We start from the raw sequence: 16,566 nt of genomic DNA, 5'->3' as shown, positions 1-16,566 counted from the left end.
GAGTGCCACCTCACATCGGCTACAGTGGACGATCCGTTTCGCGGGCCGCCGTTGAACCGGAGCGTTGTGGCAAGAGAAATGAAATTTTGGTGGATGGTATGAGCAACATAATAAGCTCGTTGGCCTCGATCTTAAAGATGTCAGTTGAGATGCTTATAAGCGTATGGGCTTGAAATAAGATTAACTAACGATTCCGACATTACACTTCTTCGGTATATTTATATATCCGAAATATCTCAAATAATTTAGACAGAATCGGGTACAAGCCCACAGGACATTATTCCACGGATCTTAGAGTCTTTAGCGTTGTCTATTGGATGACTTTGAATACTACTTATAACTTACTGATTCGTTTATAAGGCGGCCGCAATCGCAGCGGTGGTGAGTCCCAAATGACGAACGGTCTCCCTCATGGAGAGACCCAACCCCTTAACCACAGTCAGACACAGGGCAGATCACGCCCCTGCCGCATCCCGGATCCGGTTTTCAAACTCGATCGCCGTGATACCCGCCGTCCCTCCCTGCATGGGACAATCCCTCTCATCCATAATTTCCTGGCCGGATCCTGTTAACGCATGATGTGGGAGGACGGCATCCCCCGCCTCGAAGGTGGGCTCGCCGTAAAAGCAGGCGATGAGATCGAGGCGGAGCGCAAAGGGGAGGAGGACATCGCGCCTTCATCGAAGCTCCCGATAAAAGTCCCTGAATGAGGGGGAGGACAGATCCTCCCGCAGCTTCTTGAGCTCCCAGGATAAAGCCCGACGCTGAAAGCCTGGGCTTCAAAGGAGCCTGGGAGATTGTGGGCACGGCGGCCGCAGAGGCACGTGCTCAAGCACAACCTCTCGGCATGCCGTGGACCCGCTGAACCCGGCGTTTTGCGAAAACCGCGATGGACACCCTGGACCGTATGCCCACCTTTCCTGTTCATATTGCCTTAAATTGCGCCGGGTGTTCTCAGAAAGGCACGTGGCCGCCAAGGACGGTCACCGGCCCGTTTGGAATTGAGGTTGTCTTCCGCGACTTAAGAAATAGAGAATGGGCACGGCCACTCGAGACAAAAGCAGCGAGGCCACTTCGCCGGACATGAGCGCAAGGGCCAGCCCCTGAAAAATGGGATCCAGAAGCATCGGGGCGGCGCCTACAATGAGTGAGGCGGCCGTGAGAACCATGGGCCGAAAGCGCACCGCTCCGGCATCCACCACCGCGTCCTCCAAGGGCATTCCCTCCTTGAGCCGCAACTCCACAAAGTCCACCAGAATAATGGAATTGCGCACCACAATGCCCGCACCGGCAATGAACCCGATCATGGACGTGGCCGTGAAAAAGATGCCGAAAAGTCCGTGGGCTGGAATAATACCCACCAACGAGAAGGGGATGGCCGCCATAATCGTCAGGGGCGTTCGAAAGGATTCAAACCAACCCACCACAAGAATGTATATGAGCACGAGCACCGCTGCGAAGGCGATCCCCAAATCCCGAAAAACCTCATAGGTGATGTGCCATTCCCCGTCCCATTTCATGGCGTGACGCTCTGTGCTGGACGGCAGGCCGGCCACGTGCCGCTCTAAACGGTACCCTTCCGGCAACACCAGCTCGTCCAAGGCCTCGTTCATCTTGAGAATGGCATAAACCGGGCTTTCTTCCTTTCCGGCCACATCCCCCGTGACATACACCACAGGCATAAGGTTCTTGTGATAGATACTCTTGTCCTGAACGACCTCACGAACCTGCACCAGACTTGACAAGGGAATCAAGCGCCCCTGAGGGCTTTGCACTTTCACAGCCAACAAGTCTTCCAAGCGCGATCGCAAAGCCAAAGGAAGCTGCAACCAGATGACGACGTCCTCCTTTTCTTCGGGCATGTGGACCAGGCCAATACCTTGGCCTCGAACCAGGGCGGACACCGTTTCAACGATCTGCCCTGTGGAAATGCCGTTCAAGGCGGCTTTTTCCTTGTCCGCGGTGACGATCAACTTAGGCTGGTCGTCTTCCACGTACCAATCCACGTCCACCACGCCTTCGGTCTTTTCAAAAATCTCCTTCACCTGTTGAGCCACGGCAAGACGGCCTTTTTCGTCCGGGCCGTAGATCTCCGCCACCAGAGTCTGCAACACGGGGGGTCCTGGAGGGATTTCGGCGATCTTGACATTGGCCCCGTAGATCTGGGCGACCTGCTGAATGGCCGGCCGCAGTCTTTTGGCAATGTCGTGACTTTGCGCTTTGCGGTCCCCTTTGGGGACCAGGTTTACCTGAATGTCGGCCACGTTGGGCCCGCGGCGCAGGAAATAATGCCGCACCAACCCGTTGAAATTGTGAGGAGCCGCCGTGCCGACATAAATTTGGTAATGCGTGGTTTCCGGCGCCTCGGCAATGACTTGGGCCATATGCCGTGCGGCCGCCGCCGTCTGTTCCAGGGTGCTCCCTTCAGGCATGTCGATGATCACCTGGAATTCGCTCTTGTTGTCAAAAGGCAGCATCTTGACCCGGACGGCCTTCAAGACCACCAGGGCCATGGATCCCAAGAGCAGCACCACAACGAAAATTAAAAACCCATAACGCCACAACGGATGATGGATCAGAGGCCGCATGGCGCGCCGGGACAAGCGGGTGGTCCACCCCTCGGCTTCGTGCTTTGCCTCCGCCTCCGGGTGAATGAGGCGCACACTGGCCCACGGTGTGACCACAAACGCAACGGCCAAGGAGAAGAGCATCGCCGCCGTCGCTCCCACGGGAATGGGCCGCATGTAAGGACCCATGAGGCCACGCACAAACGCCATGGGCAAAATCGCCGCAATGACGGCAAAAGTGGCCAGGATCGTGGGATTACCCACTTCCGCCGTCGCTTCCACAGCCACATCCAGGGGATTGCGGCCGCGGTTTTGGGGCATGCGGTAATGGCGCACGATGTTTTCCACCACCACAATGGCGTCGTCGACCAAAATGCCGATGGAAAAGATCAGGGCGAACAGGGTCACTCGGTTCAGCGTGTAGCCGCTGAGGTAAAACACGGCCAGCGTGAGGGCCAAGGTCACAGGAATGGCGATCGCCACAATTCCGGATTCTCGAACCCCCAGGGTCAGTAGAATCAAGAGGGTCACAGAGATAACGGCGATGGTCATGTGCCAGAGAAGCTCATCGGATTTTTCCCGCGCCGTTTCCCCGTAATTCCTGGTGACGGTCACATGGACGTTGTCTGGAATGAGGCGGCCCTTGAGCGTGTCGATCTTGTTCAGGACCGCATGAGCTACGTCAATAGCGTTGGTCCCTTTGCGTTTGGCAATGGACAACGTCACGGCGGGGAACACTTCCCGAGACACATCCCCGTCGGAGGCCGGGCCGGAACCGAAAAAGACATAATCGGCGGGCTCTTCCGGGCCGTCCACCACCTCGGCCACATCCCTCAAAAATACCGGGCGGCCTTCATGTACCGAGAGAACCACCGCCGCCACATCGTCGGCCGATTTCAAAAATTCACCGGTCTCCACGAGGATTTCCCGGTTGTCGGAGACCATGGAGCCCGAGGCCAAAGATTGATTCGCCTGCGTGAGCCGATGCACGAGGGCGTCGGCGGCTACTCCGTAGGCGGCCATTTTGGCAGGGTCGGGAAGAACTCGAATCTGACGACGCTGCCCCCCCAGGATATGCACTTCCGACACATTGGGCACCTGCTTCACGTGGTCGTGGAGTTGGGCCGCAAGGCGCCGCAGCGTGTAATGATCCAATTGAGAGCTCCACAGGGTCACAGCCAAGATGGGCACATCGTCAATGGAGCGGGGTTTGATTAAAGGCGGGCTTGCCCCGGGAGGAATGAGATCGAAGTTGGCGAACATCTTTTGATTGAGCCGAACGATACTCTCCTCTTCGTCTTCTCCGACCTTGAAGCGCACCACCACAAAGGAACGCCCTGGAGACGAGGTGGAATAGATGTATTCCACCCCGGGGATTTCCCACAAAAGCTTTTCCATAGGCTTGGTGACACGCTCTTCCACCTCTTTGGCGGAAGCCCCGGGCATCGAGACGAAGATGTCCAGCATGGGCACGATGATTTGAGGTTCTTCTTCCCGGGGTAAAAGAAGGACAGAACCCAGACCCAGGAGCAGGGAGGCCAGAATGACCAACGGGGTCAGTTTGGAATCGATGAACGCTTTGGCGACGCGACCGGCCACTCCCAGATGCGCGCTTGTCATAAAGGCACTCTCAGTTGGTGGTGATGCGCATGCCGTCTTTCAATTCCGGCACAATGCGGGCCACAATCCGTTCCCCGTCCTGCAACCCGGAGAGGATTTCCACCCGGTTGTCCAGCGTGCGCCCTGTACGGACAAGGCGCCATCGGCACACCTGGCTTTCATCCACCACGTAAACCCCCGTGAGCTGGCCTCGTTGCGTCACGGCGGACTCCGGCACCAAAATCGTTTCTCGATCCCCCATGGCAAACCGGGCTCGGGCGAAAGTTCCCGTCCGCCACCCCACATTGGGGTCTTTACCGGCAGGCGGTGGCAGCTGAATCTTGACCAACCCAGACCGGGTTTGGGGATCTACGGAAGGCAGCACTTCCACCACAGTGCCGGCCAGCGCCTCCGTGGGCGACTCCAGGACCACCGGGACCACATCCTCGACGCGCACCATGGAGAGCGCTTCTTCGGGGACGGAGACTTCGAGCCGATAGGCCGAAAAATCTTCCACCGTCAGAAGAGGAAGACCCGGACTGGCCATTTGCCCCACTTCCACGTGCTTGGAAGTCACCAGGGCATCCATGGGCGCCGTCACATCGGCATATTCCCTGAGGGCTTGCGCGGCCTCCAGGGCCGCCTGCGCCGCACGAAGTGCCGCAAGCGCTTGCTCCTTCTTGGCCTGCATGGCTTGGACGGCCTGGCGGGCCCGATCCGCGTCCGCCGCCGCGGTCTCATGTCTCGCTTGGATTTCGTCGAATTCCTGGCGACTCACGGCTTCACGGGCCATCAGAGCCTGAAACCTGAGAAAGGTGGCTTGAGCCACCTGGAGTCGGGCTTCCGCGGCCCGCCCCTCGGCTTTGGCCATCCTCAAGGCTTTTTCCGCTTCTTCCACGGCAAATCGTGCTTGGCGCACGGAAGCCTCCGCCTGGGCCACACCCGCCGCCGTCTCGCGATGGTCAATACGCACCAGCACCTGGCCCTTGCGCACGCGATCCCCTTCGCGCACTTCGACAGCCGTGATGCGGCCGGGCACCTTGGACGACAACACACTGATATGCGCCGCGCGGACGGTGCCGGAAAACTCCACCGTTTTCAAAACCTTCTCCCGGCGCACCTGGATCACCGGGGCTTGGAGTTCCTTCAGGTTTGAAACCTTCGGTGCCGGCTGATCCTTACAGGCGGTGAGGAGCAATCCCAAAACCGTCCATAGCGCGAGCATGGCCCTGGACGTTTTTGGAAATCCGGGACTTTGTCTTTGCCGAGAAAACCCGCTCATGAGCCCTCATCCTTCAAAAGGTGCGGGATCGTGAAGCTTTCCGGTCCGAAGCAACAGCTCAGCGTACCGCACCACATGGTCGTAGCGTGCGCCCAAATCCATCCATTGCGCTTTGCGATAGGTCGTCTCAGCCCTCAGGACTTCCGTGATGGTCGTCAATCCCTCAGCGTACCGATCCTTGACGATGCGCAAAGCTTCCCGGGCCTGAACGACAGCTTTCTGGGACATCTTCAGGCGTTCCCGGGCCGCCTGGACGGCTTCGTAAGCTTCCGTCACCTGAAGCCGCACCTGGTCTTCGGCCTCTTGAACCTGCGCTTCCGCTCCGGCCAGAAGAGCGCGCGCTTGTGCGATTCCGGGTTGGCGCCGCCCATCGTAAAAATCCCAGCTCAGGGCCAGTCCCAACATATAATCGGAGCTGCCGCTTTCCACATCGGGCCCGCTGAGCCCGTAGGATGAAAAAGCGTCCAGCCTGGGAAGGTAACGAGCGCGAGCCTCTCGCAACCGCAAGCGCGCCACGTGGAGATCTTCCCGGACCATCCCCACATCGGGCCGGTCCCTCAAGGCGTCAGCCGTGTATCTTTCCAAGGAATCCAAAGGCGTCACGACGCTGGGCAGATCGCGCATCGGTTCGGGGTAGGGCGGCGAGGGGCGGCCCAAAGCCATTTGGAAGGCCTCCTGGGCCGTATGGTACTGGCCCTGAGCTTCCACGAGCTGCTGAGAGAACTCTAAATGCTGCACCTGCGCAGCCAGGAGATCGGAACGGACGACCTGTCCGTTTTCGTAAAAGTTTTGAATACGCCGCACCTGGGCTTCGGCTTCCTTGACCGCATCCTCGGCCACACGAACCCGTTCGCGCGCCACAATCACGCCAAAATAGCTTCGGATCACACCGTAAAAAATCTCCTGCCGCACCCAATCTTCCAAAAAACGGGCCTTGTTCTCGGCGCCTCGACCCTCCGCCACCCGAGTGGCGGTTCCAAGCTGGTCAAAGACGGGCACGGAGGCGAAGGCTTCCGTGCGTCTGTTGGTCATGGGATCGGGATCGTTCAAAAAGGCGGGATCGAAATGTTGCACGCCGAAACGGGCTTGCTCCAACAGGGACCCGAAAACAAAGACCGGGTTGTTACTTCGTAAAATCTTATGGGAAAGCGTGACCCTCGGAAGATAACCGGCACGCGCCGCTTCGTGGCCGGCTGCGGCGGCATGGGTCCCCGAGGCGGCGAAGGAAACTTTCGGGTGTCGGGCCAAAGCCGTCTGCAGGGCGTGGGCGAGGCTGCCTGATGCCGCCTCGGCCTCCGGCGGGGTCATAAGCCCTGTGGCGGATTCGGCACTGAGGGATTTTTGCGTCGTCAAGAACACGAAGAAAAGACAGATTAAAAACTCCAGAAAGACTGTATCGTTCCTGCGCCGTTTCATGCCCATCCGCCTTGTGCGTCGGTCAGGAGAACATGCCCCACTTTGAACGGCCCACAGCAGTTTGATGCTAATGTGTTTTTTCAGATACTGCAAGGATTCACCCTGTGTAAAGATCCTGAACCCGTGCGGTCCCGGCCGTTGGGATATTTTCTTGTCGCCATGGTTATGAATGGATGCCCACCCTTGGCCACCCCGCATGGAAAGCCTGCCCACCGAGCCTGCCCTGAATCGCGGCGGTCCAACGGATCAGGGTTGCCCCCGGTGTGAGGGCGACCATGGAGGGTGTCCCTCCAATGACGAGTGTTGCGTGGACGGCGCTTGGCATAACAAGTAACCTCAATCCGTGGGAAAAGGCGTGGGTTGACCTTCGGACATCCGACTCGATGCGCCTGCCAGGTGAAAACGTGACAGGGAGCTTTGCAGCATCACAGAGAAGTCAATACAATAAAACAGCTGAGGCAAGATGGGTTTTGTGTCGGCACAATCTCACGGATCAAGGAAGATTTCTACGGCATGCCCTCGGGCCCTACCACCGATGGATGTATTTCAAGGTGGGGTCTCGGGAGGCTCCTTGAAAACACCGTCGGCAAAGAAGGCTTCGTCAACCCTGGGGAAATCACGCGGGGCACGCAATGGGCCTTGAAAACCTTTCAATCCCCGTTGTTTTTGATCATGAAGATTTCCTCGTCGTACACAAACCCCCAAACTATGCCGTCACCAGGAGCGATGAAAATGAGGGTTTGCTTTCGTGGTTACGGCGGCAGACCGGTCTTGGCGGGCTCATTCCCGTCCATCGCCTGGACAAGGTCACCTCGGGCCTCTGGCTCCTCGCGAAAACCCCTGAGGCCGCCCGGTCTTTCGCCGTGCTTTTTCGACAGCGCCATGTCCACAAGTGTTACTTGGCTCTTTCCGATCGAAAACCTCGGAAGAAACAGGGGCTCATCACGGGCGACATGGTCCGTACGCGAAACGGCCGATGGAAAATCACCATGTCTCAAAAGGCGCCGGCCATCACCCGATTCATCAGCCGCTCCATCGCGCCGGGACTGCGCCTTTTCGCCCTGTTTCCGCAGACGGGAAAAACCCATCAAATCCGCGTGGCCATGAAATGCTTGGGTTCGCCCATCCTCGGCGATCCTCTGTACGGCCACGGGGGCTTCGATCGAACCTATTTGCACGCCTACGCCTTGGCTTTCTCTTACAAAGGCGCCCCCCATACGTTTGAAGAGCTCCCAATTCACGGACGCTTTTTTCAAGATCCTGCCTTTCTTCAAGGCTTGGAATCTTTTGGCGCGTTGGGAAAGACTCTCTCTATATGGAAAAGATCGGCTGAGAGTTGTTCCGAAGTTTCCACCCACCACTTTTCCCCCTAAACGAAGCAAATATAGTGACAGCACACAGGGGGCGGGCCGAGCGATGAAGGTTGACGGAAGCACCGAGCTGAAGCTGTGGGGAAGAGACGGCGGTCGAGGAATCGCCTAGCGCGGAGCGGCTCTGAGCCTTTTGAGTTTTTTTGCGTTCTTCTGCGGCTGTTCCGACGACAGGAACGTGGTGTCCGTAGATTTTTCGGTCCGCAAAAACATTGCGGACGTCCAAAAGGATCCGGCCTCTTCACCCGGTCTTACCGTCGCCGTAGGGGCCATGGTTTCTCCCAAGGCCACCTTAGGGCGTTATCGACAGCTTTTGGATTATGTGAGCCGGCACATGGGACGGAATGTCTCTCTTGTGCAGAAGAAAACCTACGGGCAGATCAGCCGCCTGTTTGAACAAGGGGGAGTCGATCTGGCCTTTGTGTGTACCGGATCCTATGTCTTGCATCGCAAGCACACCGGCTGGGAACTCCTCGCCGCACCGCAGATCATGGGGCAGACCACCTACCAGTCTTACCTGATCGTTTCCAAGAACGCTCCCTTCGAAAGCCTGGACGACCTGCGCCACAAGATCTTTGCCTTTACCGATCCCCATTCCAACACGGGGCGCTTCGTACCTACAGCATGGGTGATCGAAAGGGGGTTCACGCCGGAACAATTCTTTTCCCAAATCGTCTACACCTACAGCCACGACGACTCTATTCTCGCAGTGGCCAAGGGCCTGGTGGATGGGGCCGCCGTGGATAGTTTAGTGTGGGAATACGAGCATGTCCGCGATCCGACCTGGACATCCAAGACGAAAATCCTTCGCCGCTCCGAACCGTTCGTCATCCCACCCGTTGTGGTTTCCCCGAGGCTTTCCGCCCAAGACAAGGCCGCTCTGCGCAGCCTTTTTCTCTCCATGCATGAGGACGCCAAAGGCAGGAACATTCTCCAGGCCCTGCGCATGGACCGGTTTGTCCTTCCCGATGCGACGTGGTATCAGAGCACAGAAAGACTCCTTCGCTTTTTGCAAGACAGCGGGATACGCATCGATGGTCTGGAACCGACTCAGCATTAAATTGCTTGCCGGCGCCATCGGGCTTGTGGTGACCACCGCTTTGGCCGTCGCCTTATGGACCACCTCCCGCTACAGTCAAAGCCTGATGCACTCCCTGCGGGACCAGTGCTTTCTTTTGGGCCGTTCCCTGGCCGCAGAGGCGGCGGATCTGATTCTCACCAATGACATTGTAGCCCCTCAAAAATTGGTCCAGCATCAAAAAGCCATTCATCCCGACCTCGCCTACCTCATTGTAGAAAAGGACGGTACGGTCCTTGCCCATTCTTTTGAGGGCGGGTTTCCAGTCAACCTCCTCAACCTGCACGACCTTCAGGGTACTCAGATCCGTGCTCTCGAGGTGGTTTCGGAGGAGGGAGATCGGTTTCTGGACATTATTGTGCCCGTTTTCGAAGGTCGGGCCGGGTATCTGCGGCTGGGCTTTACCGAAAAGGCGTATGAAACCCAAATGCGTCGTCTGTGGGTTCAGATCGCTGCAATCACGGCCGTCATCGTGTTGATGGCCGTCACAGCCATTTCCCTTGTGATCAGAAAGCTCCTGGAACCGCTTCGTCGACTGACGGGGGCCATCAATCGAGCCAGCCAGGGGGAACTCACGGTCCGGGTTGAGGAACAAGGGGATGAGGAAATTTCCGTTCTGGCGCGTTCCTTCAACGAGATGATGCACCGGCTTCAAGAGTCCACCCGGCGTCTGGAAAAACAAGCCCGGGATCCGGCTGCGGCTCAACAGCAGACAAAAGCTTTTTGCGAAATCGTCCAGAACATCGGGGCGCTCCGTTCCCTCCAGGACATCGGCGCTTTTCTCATCACCCGTTTCCGAGATGTACTCCACTTGGACAAAGCCGCCCTCCTTCTCTTCGACGACGCTCGGGAGTCCATACTCGTCTTGAAGGAAAAAGACCTGAAAACCATAGGTGATCCCTTGGCGCTGGAGTGGTTTTCCCGGTTTCTGGAAACTCTCACGGGCCACGGGGTTCCACGGAAACGCCGGCATGCGCGTCGATCCCGTCTTGAAAAACACGGGGCTTGTGGATACGGTGGGAGGCAGTGCGGTCTTTTACCAGAGTCGGGTGACATTGGTCACAGTGTCATAACGGACTTCCCATGAAAGATTTTGAGACGCTTTTGGTCGAGTCGGCTGAAGCCCACGGCCATCTGTGCCCAGGTCAGGTCATCGGGGTGCGCATGGCCATGCTGGGCTGCCGACTCATCGGCCTTGACGAAGCCCAGAGTCCTTTGCAGATCAAAAAGTTATTGGTTTACGTGGAGATGGACCGGTGCGCCGACGACGCTGTGGCGTATGTGACTGGAGCGAAACTCGGGCGCCGCAGCCTCAAATTCATGGATTACGGAATCATGGCGGCTTCCTTTGTGAATCTGGAAAACGGCCGGGCTTTTCGCATCGTCTCCACGGAGGAAGCCCGAGACCTGGCTCCCGTCTAAGCACCGGACATCGCCGACAGAAACGCCCAGCAACTGGTCGCCTACCGGCGTATGCCTGATGAAATCCTCTTTCGCCTGCAGCAAGTCTCGGTGCCCGTTCGGGAATGGGACCTGCCCGGCCCCACTCGGCGCAAGGTTGCCTGCGTGCTTTGCGGGCAGGTCGTTCGAGACAGCAAACAGGTCCATACGGCTCAAGGGCCAATGTGCGTCCCCTGCGCCAACGGTGGATATCTCAAGCCGCTGCGAACGATTTCCGTCGCGGAGGCTCTGCGGGAAATTGAAAAACTATCGTGAGAGGGCTTTGAGGTGAAACTTTAATGAGGGATCTGTCATGAAAATGAAGATTATTCCCTTGGAAGAGGCCTTGGGAAAGGAGCTGGCTCACGACATCACCGAAATCCGTCCCGGCGAATTTAAGGGGGCAGCTTTCCGCCGCGGGCACCGGGTGCGCGAACAGGACATCTGCCATCTACAAAAGCTGGGGAAGAACCATTTGTATGTTTTGGAATTGGCCGAAGACGAAATCCACGAAGACGAGGCCGCAGCCGTCCTGGCAAAGGCCCTCGCGGGCGAAAACGTGGTCTGGGACAAACGAGCCCCGAGAGGGTAAGATTCGGTTGGTCGCTGCCGTCGACGGGCTTCTTCGCGTCCATGTGACCGCTTTGGCTGATTTCAACATGACCGACGACGTCATGTGCGCCACTCTCCACAACGGCACCCTGGTACGGCGAGGCACCTTGGTGGCCGCCACACGCGCAATCCCGCTGGTCATGAAACGCACCGTGATCGAATAGGCCGCCGCCATTGCCTCCGCCCATGGCGGCGTGGTGTCGGTACACCCTCTACGCGCGGCTTCGGCAGGATTGATCATCACGGGAAACGAAGTCGCTCATGGTCTCATCGAGGATCGGTTCGCCCCCATTTTGCAGGAGAAACTCGCAGAGTTGGGCTCGACGGTTCGGTTTTTACGGTATGTTCCGGACGACGTGACACAAATTCACAGTGCCATCCAGCAGGCTTTGGCTCAAGACTGCGATCTCTTGCTCGTCACCGGGGGCATGAGTGTCGATCCCGATGATGTCACGCGGACGGCCATCTCGGCCGCGGGCGCAGTCCCCATTCATTACGGATCCGCCGTGCGACAGGGCGCCATGATTCTTACAGCGAAGATCGGCACCGTGCCTGTTCTGGGGGTTCCTGCCTGTGCGTTGCACCACAGAGTCACCGTCTTTGATCTCATTTTGCCGAGAATCCTGGCGGGCGAAGACGTGGGGAAAACCCAACTGGTCCTCATGGGGCACGGCGGCTTATACAGCGATTGTCCCCAGTGCCACTATCCCCATTGCCCCTTCGGTAAAGGATGTTAAGGGACTTCTTAAAGGTGGGGGGCAGAATCACGGTGCCGTCCCACCGTTCCTCCCTAAGCCTACCGACATCGCCCTTTCCATTTTCAATCTTCAGCCTCTCTTTGCAGGTCTCGGCCCTCCGGGGATCCGGCGCCTTTCGCCGGGTGGACGCGGCCGCGGCTCAGGCTCCAATGGCTTCGATCTTTTTTCAATGAAATGTCACAAGAAAGCCATGCAAGCCACACCCCCGGCGCCCATCATGTGCAAAAAGTTTCGATCTAGGAAGGGGGGTGGGGCGCGCCATACTGACCAAACCGTATCAGCCTTGAAAGTCAGTCGTGAGTTGATGGCCGAAACGCAGCGAGGGAAAAGAAATCCAAGGCAAGGAAGGACACCGGGATGCTTCGAGGAATAATGAAACCCTGCGAAAAATTGCTGACGTGCATCGCCTTCTTGGCCGCGTTGGTCGTCATGCCTGAGTGGACTTATGCGGCAAAGAATCTCATTATTTTGGTTCCCGATGGAACCGGCGCCACCCACACCACCTTGGCACGCTGGGTGAAGGATTCTCATAAGCTGGCTGTTGATGAAATGCACGTGGGTCTCGTTCGAACCTACGGCGCCGATTCCATGGTTACCGATTCGGCCCCGGCGGCCACCGCCTTTGCCACGGCGCATAAAAGCAGCGATAAGTTTATCGCGGTCCTTCCGGGCCCGGTAACCATACCGGGTGTGCCGCCGGTTCCGAAAGAGCTCCAATACAAGCCGGTGGCCACGATCCTCGAGGGCGCCAAACTCATAGGAAAAGCCACGGGCCTTGTGGCCACCTCGAACATTCAACACGCCACCCCGGCGGCCTTTTCGGCTCACTGGCCCGATCGTAACAATTACAACCAAATCGCCGAACAACAAGTCTATCAAGACATCGACGTGGTCCTTGGGGGCGGCAAGCAGTACCTTCTGCCGACATCGCAAGGGGGAACCCGCACCGACGGTGAAAATCTTCTTCAGGTGCTCCAGTCCCGTGGATACAGCATCGTGGAAACCCGCAGCGAGATGCTTGCCTTCCATGGAGACCGACTCTGGGGCCTTTTTGCCCCGGACGCCATGCAGCGGGACCTGGACCGGGCCGAGTTTGCCCCAGAGGAGCCTTCTTTGGCCGAAATGACTCGGAAGGCCATCGAAATCCTTTCCAAAGATCCCGAAGGCTTTTTCCTTTTTGTGGAAGGCAGCCAAGTGGACTGGTCATCCCACGGCAACGATCCCGTGGGCGTGGTTACAGAGGTCCTGGCCTTTGATGAAGCTGTTCAGGTGGCCTTGGATTTTGCCAAACAGCACGGGGACACCGTGGTCGCCGTGTTTTCCGATCATGGAAACGGCGGGATGAGTATCGGGAACGCCGAGACCACCAACACCTACTCACGGATGAGTTATGAGTCTGTGGTCAATCCCATCAAGAAAGCCAAACTGACGGCCGAAGGCGTGGCCATGAAGATCGGTGACAACCGCAGCGAAGGCCACATCCGCAGCGTTTTGAAGGAATACTGGGGCATTGACGACCTCACGGCCGAAGAAATCAGCGCCATCCAAAATTACCAAGGAAAATACCTCAGTAATGTGATCGCCCCGATCATGAGCGTGCGGTCAAATATCGGCTGGACCACCGGCGGTCATACAGGGGAGGATCTCGTTTTCTATCACTACGGTTTGAACGTGCCGACGGGTACGGTGGAAAATACCGACTTAGCCCATGGAGCGGCTTCCGTTTTAGGATTTGCGCTCGCTGACGTGGATGCCCGCCTTTATCGTCCGGCGGAAGCCGTTGCGGCCGAGTACGGAGCCACCATGTCCATCGATCAGTCGGACCCCGAAAACCCGGTGCTGGTTCTCAAAAAAGGCTGGACGGCGCGCTTCCCCTTCTCCAAGGACATTCTCATTCTGGACGGGGACACCTTTCGGCTGAAGGCCCCCACCGTTTTCGCTCCCAAGACGGGCAAGGTCTATATCAATCTGGAACTTGAATGAGCTTCGGCCGAAAGCATCAACTGGGAGATCTTCCCCGTGTTTATTTGGCAGCCGTCTAGATTCTCCCGAAGCCTGGCTGGATCGGGTCGCTCAACCCCGGTGCCCCCGTGGACATCTTCGGAGGATACACTGGCGGCGGCCCATTGGGGATGCCCTCACGGGTTCAGGACAGGGTGCGCAGGGCGCCCGAGCACCGTCTGCACGGCGGCCTGTGCGGTGTGGTCCCGGCCCTGGGCACCCCCCACCAGGCGCCGGGCACATTCTGACCGCCGCATCCCTGTGGAGAGAAGATCAGAGCGCATCACGTGGTCTTTCCATGAAATCCTGAGTGCGCCGGACTCCGGCTGCCGTTTTTTAAGCGCCCCCTCAGCTCCGGCCACCCTTTCGCGCTCTACCGTAACACCTCAGGAGTTGTGAACGACGCCGGGAGTTTCACACCGGATTCACTGTTCCGTCACGTGCGCCTTCTCTGAGCCACCCGGGCTTCAACACCGCGCGTCACAGTGCTCAGGTGGTCAAAGACCGGCACGGAAATAAAAGCTTTACCCCGGACATTCGCCGTGCGTTCGGGAGCCTTTCAAAAATTGAGGATCGAAATGCCGCATTCGAAGGAGGGTCTCTTCCGGAAGGGGACCGAAGACCCATGCGGGATTGTTGCTCCGAGGCAGCCTTTGACCTATGGCCGCGGAACTCTGATCCCCTTGGATGCGGATCGGGCTTATTGTCATTCCCACGAGTCCGCTTTTCCCTATAGAGGTGTGAGCGGTTATTTAAAGATCCCACCATGGGCGTCTTTTTCCCGACCGGGCGTTTCTGAACGGGTTGAAATCCTTCGGCGTTTCGGAACACACGCGCCTTCAATGTAAATCCCCGGTACCCGATGGCCGCAGGATTCCTTGAATTCCCAAAACCTGGATCGCCTCGTGAACGCCTACCTCGTCGGCATCCGGATTCTCGGACGCATGGATCGTGCCTTCTTGCCACACCTTTTCATTATGGCCCCGTAAACTTCCTTTGATCACCCGTGAAAACCCCACTCGGTTTCAAAAGGGGTCCACCGGCAAACCCTTGTGGAAGCCGTCGCGCGCCGCTCAACCACCGTCCTTTCCGCTCCGGACAAACGCCCCAGATCACCCGCATCCGAGACCATCCCCTCTGCAGGAGCGACGACCCGTTGGATCACTGCACGTCGTTGTCGCGTTTCGTTTTCCGAGAGGGGGAAGGGGGCGGCCATGCCATACGGCTTCCAAGCCGTCGAGAATCGGGCCTTCCATGACCACTACCGACAGGCCCTCTTCTTCCAAAATCCGGCGTGGATTTTCGCCCGCGGCATTGACCAAGACGGCCCGGCAATCCTGGAGCATGGACGCCAGCAGTCGCCACCTCTCAACGCCCATCCCGGGAGCCGGCGTGCAGCGCTCTTCCACGACAGCATAGCCCTCGTCGGTGCGCGCCCAAATCTGAAGCCGCTCGGCCTCCCCCAGGTGAAGGTTCACGAGCATCCCTTCCCGGGTGGCCACCGCCACATGGGGCGCCGACGGCCTCTGTGTCTTTCCGGAGCCGCACGACGCTCGGACGAGATCCGATTGGAACACCCCGCTCAGGTCCCGCCCCAAAAGTCCCACGGCGTCCGCACGGCATCGGGTGCAATGGCTCATCTGGGGAAGATAGGCGGCCGCTTCGTCGCGGATCTGCCGCACCTGCTCCTCCGGAGGTTCTTTGACCTCGGCAAATGCGGTCCCCTCATTGGGCACCAAGGGCATGCAGTTGAAAAGATCCACTCCCAAAGCGCCCATGCGGCGCGCCACATCTTTCACATGCTCTTCGTTGACCCCCGGCACCAAAATACAGTTCACCTTGACGGTGATGTTGTGCGCCTTGAGCGCCCGAATCGCCGCCAACTGCGACTCCAGAAGGACTTCCGCAGCCTGGCGTCCCCGATAGATTTTTCGACGATGGCGCACCCAGGCATAGAGCTTCTGCCCCACCTCCGGGTCCACGGCGTTCACCGTGACACTGACGTGGGTGCATCCGAGCTCTGCCAGGGCCGGGACATGTGGACCTACAGCCAAACCATTGGTGGCCACGCACAAGAGTATGTCCGGATAGCGCTGGCGAACCCGCCGCATGGTCTCCAGCGTCTCATCGGCATTGGCGAAGGGATCTCCCGGTCCTGCCACACCGACGACCGCCAGGGCCGGAACCTTTTCATGCACACGCTCCAAATACTCCAGAGCCTGAGTGGGGCTGAGCACCGCGCTGGTCACGCCGGGGCGGCTCTCGTTGGGACAATCGTACCTCCGATTGCAGTACAGGCACTGCACGTTACATTTGGGAGCGACAGGAAGATGAATCCGACCGAAACATCTCGATGCCTCAGCATGGAAACACGGGTGCCGCTTGGGGTTTGGGGCATCTGATTTCATGGGAACCTCCGGGAGTGGTGAAGGTCAAAAACCCG

Annotated in this window: 13 protein-coding genes; 9 read left to right on the top strand and 4 right to left on the bottom strand. The window is 58.2% G+C overall.

Annotation, left to right across the window (positions count from 1 at the left end):
- Positions 1-983 precede the first annotated feature (983 nt).
- The 3 genes from ACZ5K9_RS08950 to ACZ5K9_RS08940 are packed head-to-tail and all read right to left on the bottom strand — an operon-like array spanning position 984 to position 6,864.
- Positions 984-4,187, bottom strand: a complete 3,204-nt coding sequence (locus ACZ5K9_RS08950; RefSeq protein ID WP_464270992.1) for an efflux RND transporter permease subunit — start codon at positions 4,185-4,187, stop codon at positions 984-986.
- Positions 4,188-4,197: 10 nt separating this feature from the next.
- Positions 4,198-5,448: an efflux RND transporter periplasmic adaptor subunit gene (locus ACZ5K9_RS08945; RefSeq protein WP_464270991.1), complete on the bottom strand. Its 1,251-nt coding sequence runs from the start codon at positions 5,446-5,448 to the stop codon at positions 4,198-4,200.
- A gap of 6 nt (positions 5,449-5,454) precedes the next feature.
- Positions 5,455-6,864, bottom strand: coding sequence for a TolC family protein (locus ACZ5K9_RS08940; protein ID WP_464270990.1), 1,410 nt, complete (start codon positions 6,862-6,864; stop codon positions 5,455-5,457).
- Between the two features lie 632 nt (positions 6,865-7,496).
- Between ACZ5K9_RS08940 and ACZ5K9_RS08935 the strand changes: the two genes are divergently transcribed.
- The 9 genes from ACZ5K9_RS08935 to ACZ5K9_RS08895 all read left to right on the top strand — a co-directional run bounded on the left by ACZ5K9_RS08935 (position 7,497) and on the right by ACZ5K9_RS08895 (position 14,105).
- Positions 7,497-8,237 carry a TIGR01621 family pseudouridine synthase gene (locus ACZ5K9_RS08935; protein WP_464270989.1) on the top strand — a complete coding sequence of 247 codons (741 nt, stop codon included), beginning with the start codon at positions 7,497-7,499 and terminating at the stop codon, positions 8,235-8,237.
- Between the two features lie 130 nt (positions 8,238-8,367).
- On the top strand, positions 8,368-9,294 hold the full coding sequence (locus ACZ5K9_RS08930) for a substrate-binding domain-containing protein (protein WP_464270988.1): 927 nt from the start codon (positions 8,368-8,370) through the stop codon (positions 9,292-9,294).
- Entirely contained in the window at positions 9,269-10,399 is a 1,131-nt protein-coding gene (locus ACZ5K9_RS08925; RefSeq protein ID WP_464270987.1) for a HAMP domain-containing protein, read from the top strand. Before ACZ5K9_RS08930 ends, ACZ5K9_RS08925 begins: the two co-directional genes overlap by 26 nt.
- Positions 10,396-10,734 (top strand): FmdE family protein, encoded by a 339-nt coding sequence (locus tag ACZ5K9_RS08920; protein WP_464270986.1) that lies wholly within the window; start codon positions 10,396-10,398, stop codon positions 10,732-10,734. Before ACZ5K9_RS08925 ends, ACZ5K9_RS08920 begins: the two co-directional genes overlap by 4 nt.
- A gap of 51 nt (positions 10,735-10,785) precedes the next feature.
- A complete protein-coding gene (locus ACZ5K9_RS08915; protein WP_464270985.1) occupies positions 10,786-11,028 on the top strand; it encodes a hypothetical protein in 243 nt (80 codons plus the stop codon).
- A gap of 37 nt (positions 11,029-11,065) precedes the next feature.
- Positions 11,066-11,344: a hypothetical protein gene (locus tag ACZ5K9_RS08910; RefSeq protein ID WP_464270984.1), complete on the top strand. Its 279-nt coding sequence runs from the start codon at positions 11,066-11,068 to the stop codon at positions 11,342-11,344.
- A 7-nt stretch (positions 11,345-11,351) separates the two neighbouring features.
- Positions 11,352-11,528, top strand: coding sequence for a hypothetical protein (locus ACZ5K9_RS08905; protein ID WP_464270983.1), 177 nt, complete (start codon positions 11,352-11,354; stop codon positions 11,526-11,528).
- A gap of 33 nt (positions 11,529-11,561) precedes the next feature.
- Positions 11,562-12,101: a molybdopterin-binding protein gene (locus ACZ5K9_RS08900; RefSeq protein WP_464270982.1), complete on the top strand. Its 540-nt coding sequence runs from the start codon at positions 11,562-11,564 to the stop codon at positions 12,099-12,101.
- A 378-nt stretch (positions 12,102-12,479) separates the two neighbouring features.
- Positions 12,480-14,105, top strand: coding sequence for an alkaline phosphatase (locus ACZ5K9_RS08895; protein WP_464270981.1), 1,626 nt, complete (start codon positions 12,480-12,482; stop codon positions 14,103-14,105).
- Positions 14,106-15,235: 1,130 nt separating this feature from the next.
- Here the strand turns inward: ACZ5K9_RS08895 and nifB are convergent.
- Entirely contained in the window at positions 15,236-16,531 is a 1,296-nt protein-coding gene (nifB, locus tag ACZ5K9_RS08890; RefSeq protein ID WP_464270980.1) for a nitrogenase cofactor biosynthesis protein NifB, read from the bottom strand.
- Positions 16,532-16,566: the final 35 nt, after the last annotated feature.

This window comes from Desulfosoma profundi, from assembly GCF_055387865.1.
This window is presented reverse-complemented; position numbering and strand designations above follow the sequence as displayed.

What these genes read in the sequence shown, in the direction of transcription:
- ACZ5K9_RS08950 (WP_464270992.1), bottom strand. Translation starts at nt 4,187, where the DNA reads ATGACAAGCGCGCATCTGGGAGTGGCCGGTCGCGTCGCCAAAGCGTTC.
- ACZ5K9_RS08945 (WP_464270991.1), bottom strand. Translation starts at nt 5,448, where the DNA reads ATGAGCGGGTTTTCTCGGCAAAGACAAAGTCCCGGATTTCCAAAAACG.
- ACZ5K9_RS08940 (WP_464270990.1), bottom strand. Translation starts at nt 6,864, where the DNA reads ATGAAACGGCGCAGGAACGATACAGTCTTTCTGGAGTTTTTAATCTGT.
- ACZ5K9_RS08935 (WP_464270989.1), top strand. Translation starts at nt 7,497, where the DNA reads ATGGGCCTTGAAAACCTTTCAATCCCCGTTGTTTTTGATCATGAAGAT.
- ACZ5K9_RS08925 (WP_464270987.1), top strand. Translation starts at nt 9,269, where the DNA reads ATGGTCTGGAACCGACTCAGCATTAAATTGCTTGCCGGCGCCATCGGG.
- ACZ5K9_RS08920 (WP_464270986.1), top strand. Translation starts at nt 10,396, where the DNA reads ATGAAAGATTTTGAGACGCTTTTGGTCGAGTCGGCTGAAGCCCACGGC.
- ACZ5K9_RS08915 (WP_464270985.1), top strand. Translation starts at nt 10,786, where the DNA reads ATGCCTGATGAAATCCTCTTTCGCCTGCAGCAAGTCTCGGTGCCCGTT.
- ACZ5K9_RS08910 (WP_464270984.1), top strand. Translation starts at nt 11,066, where the DNA reads ATGAAAATGAAGATTATTCCCTTGGAAGAGGCCTTGGGAAAGGAGCTG.
- ACZ5K9_RS08895 (WP_464270981.1), top strand. Translation starts at nt 12,480, where the DNA reads ATGCTTCGAGGAATAATGAAACCCTGCGAAAAATTGCTGACGTGCATC.
- nifB (WP_464270980.1), bottom strand. Translation starts at nt 16,531, where the DNA reads ATGAAATCAGATGCCCCAAACCCCAAGCGGCACCCGTGTTTCCATGCT.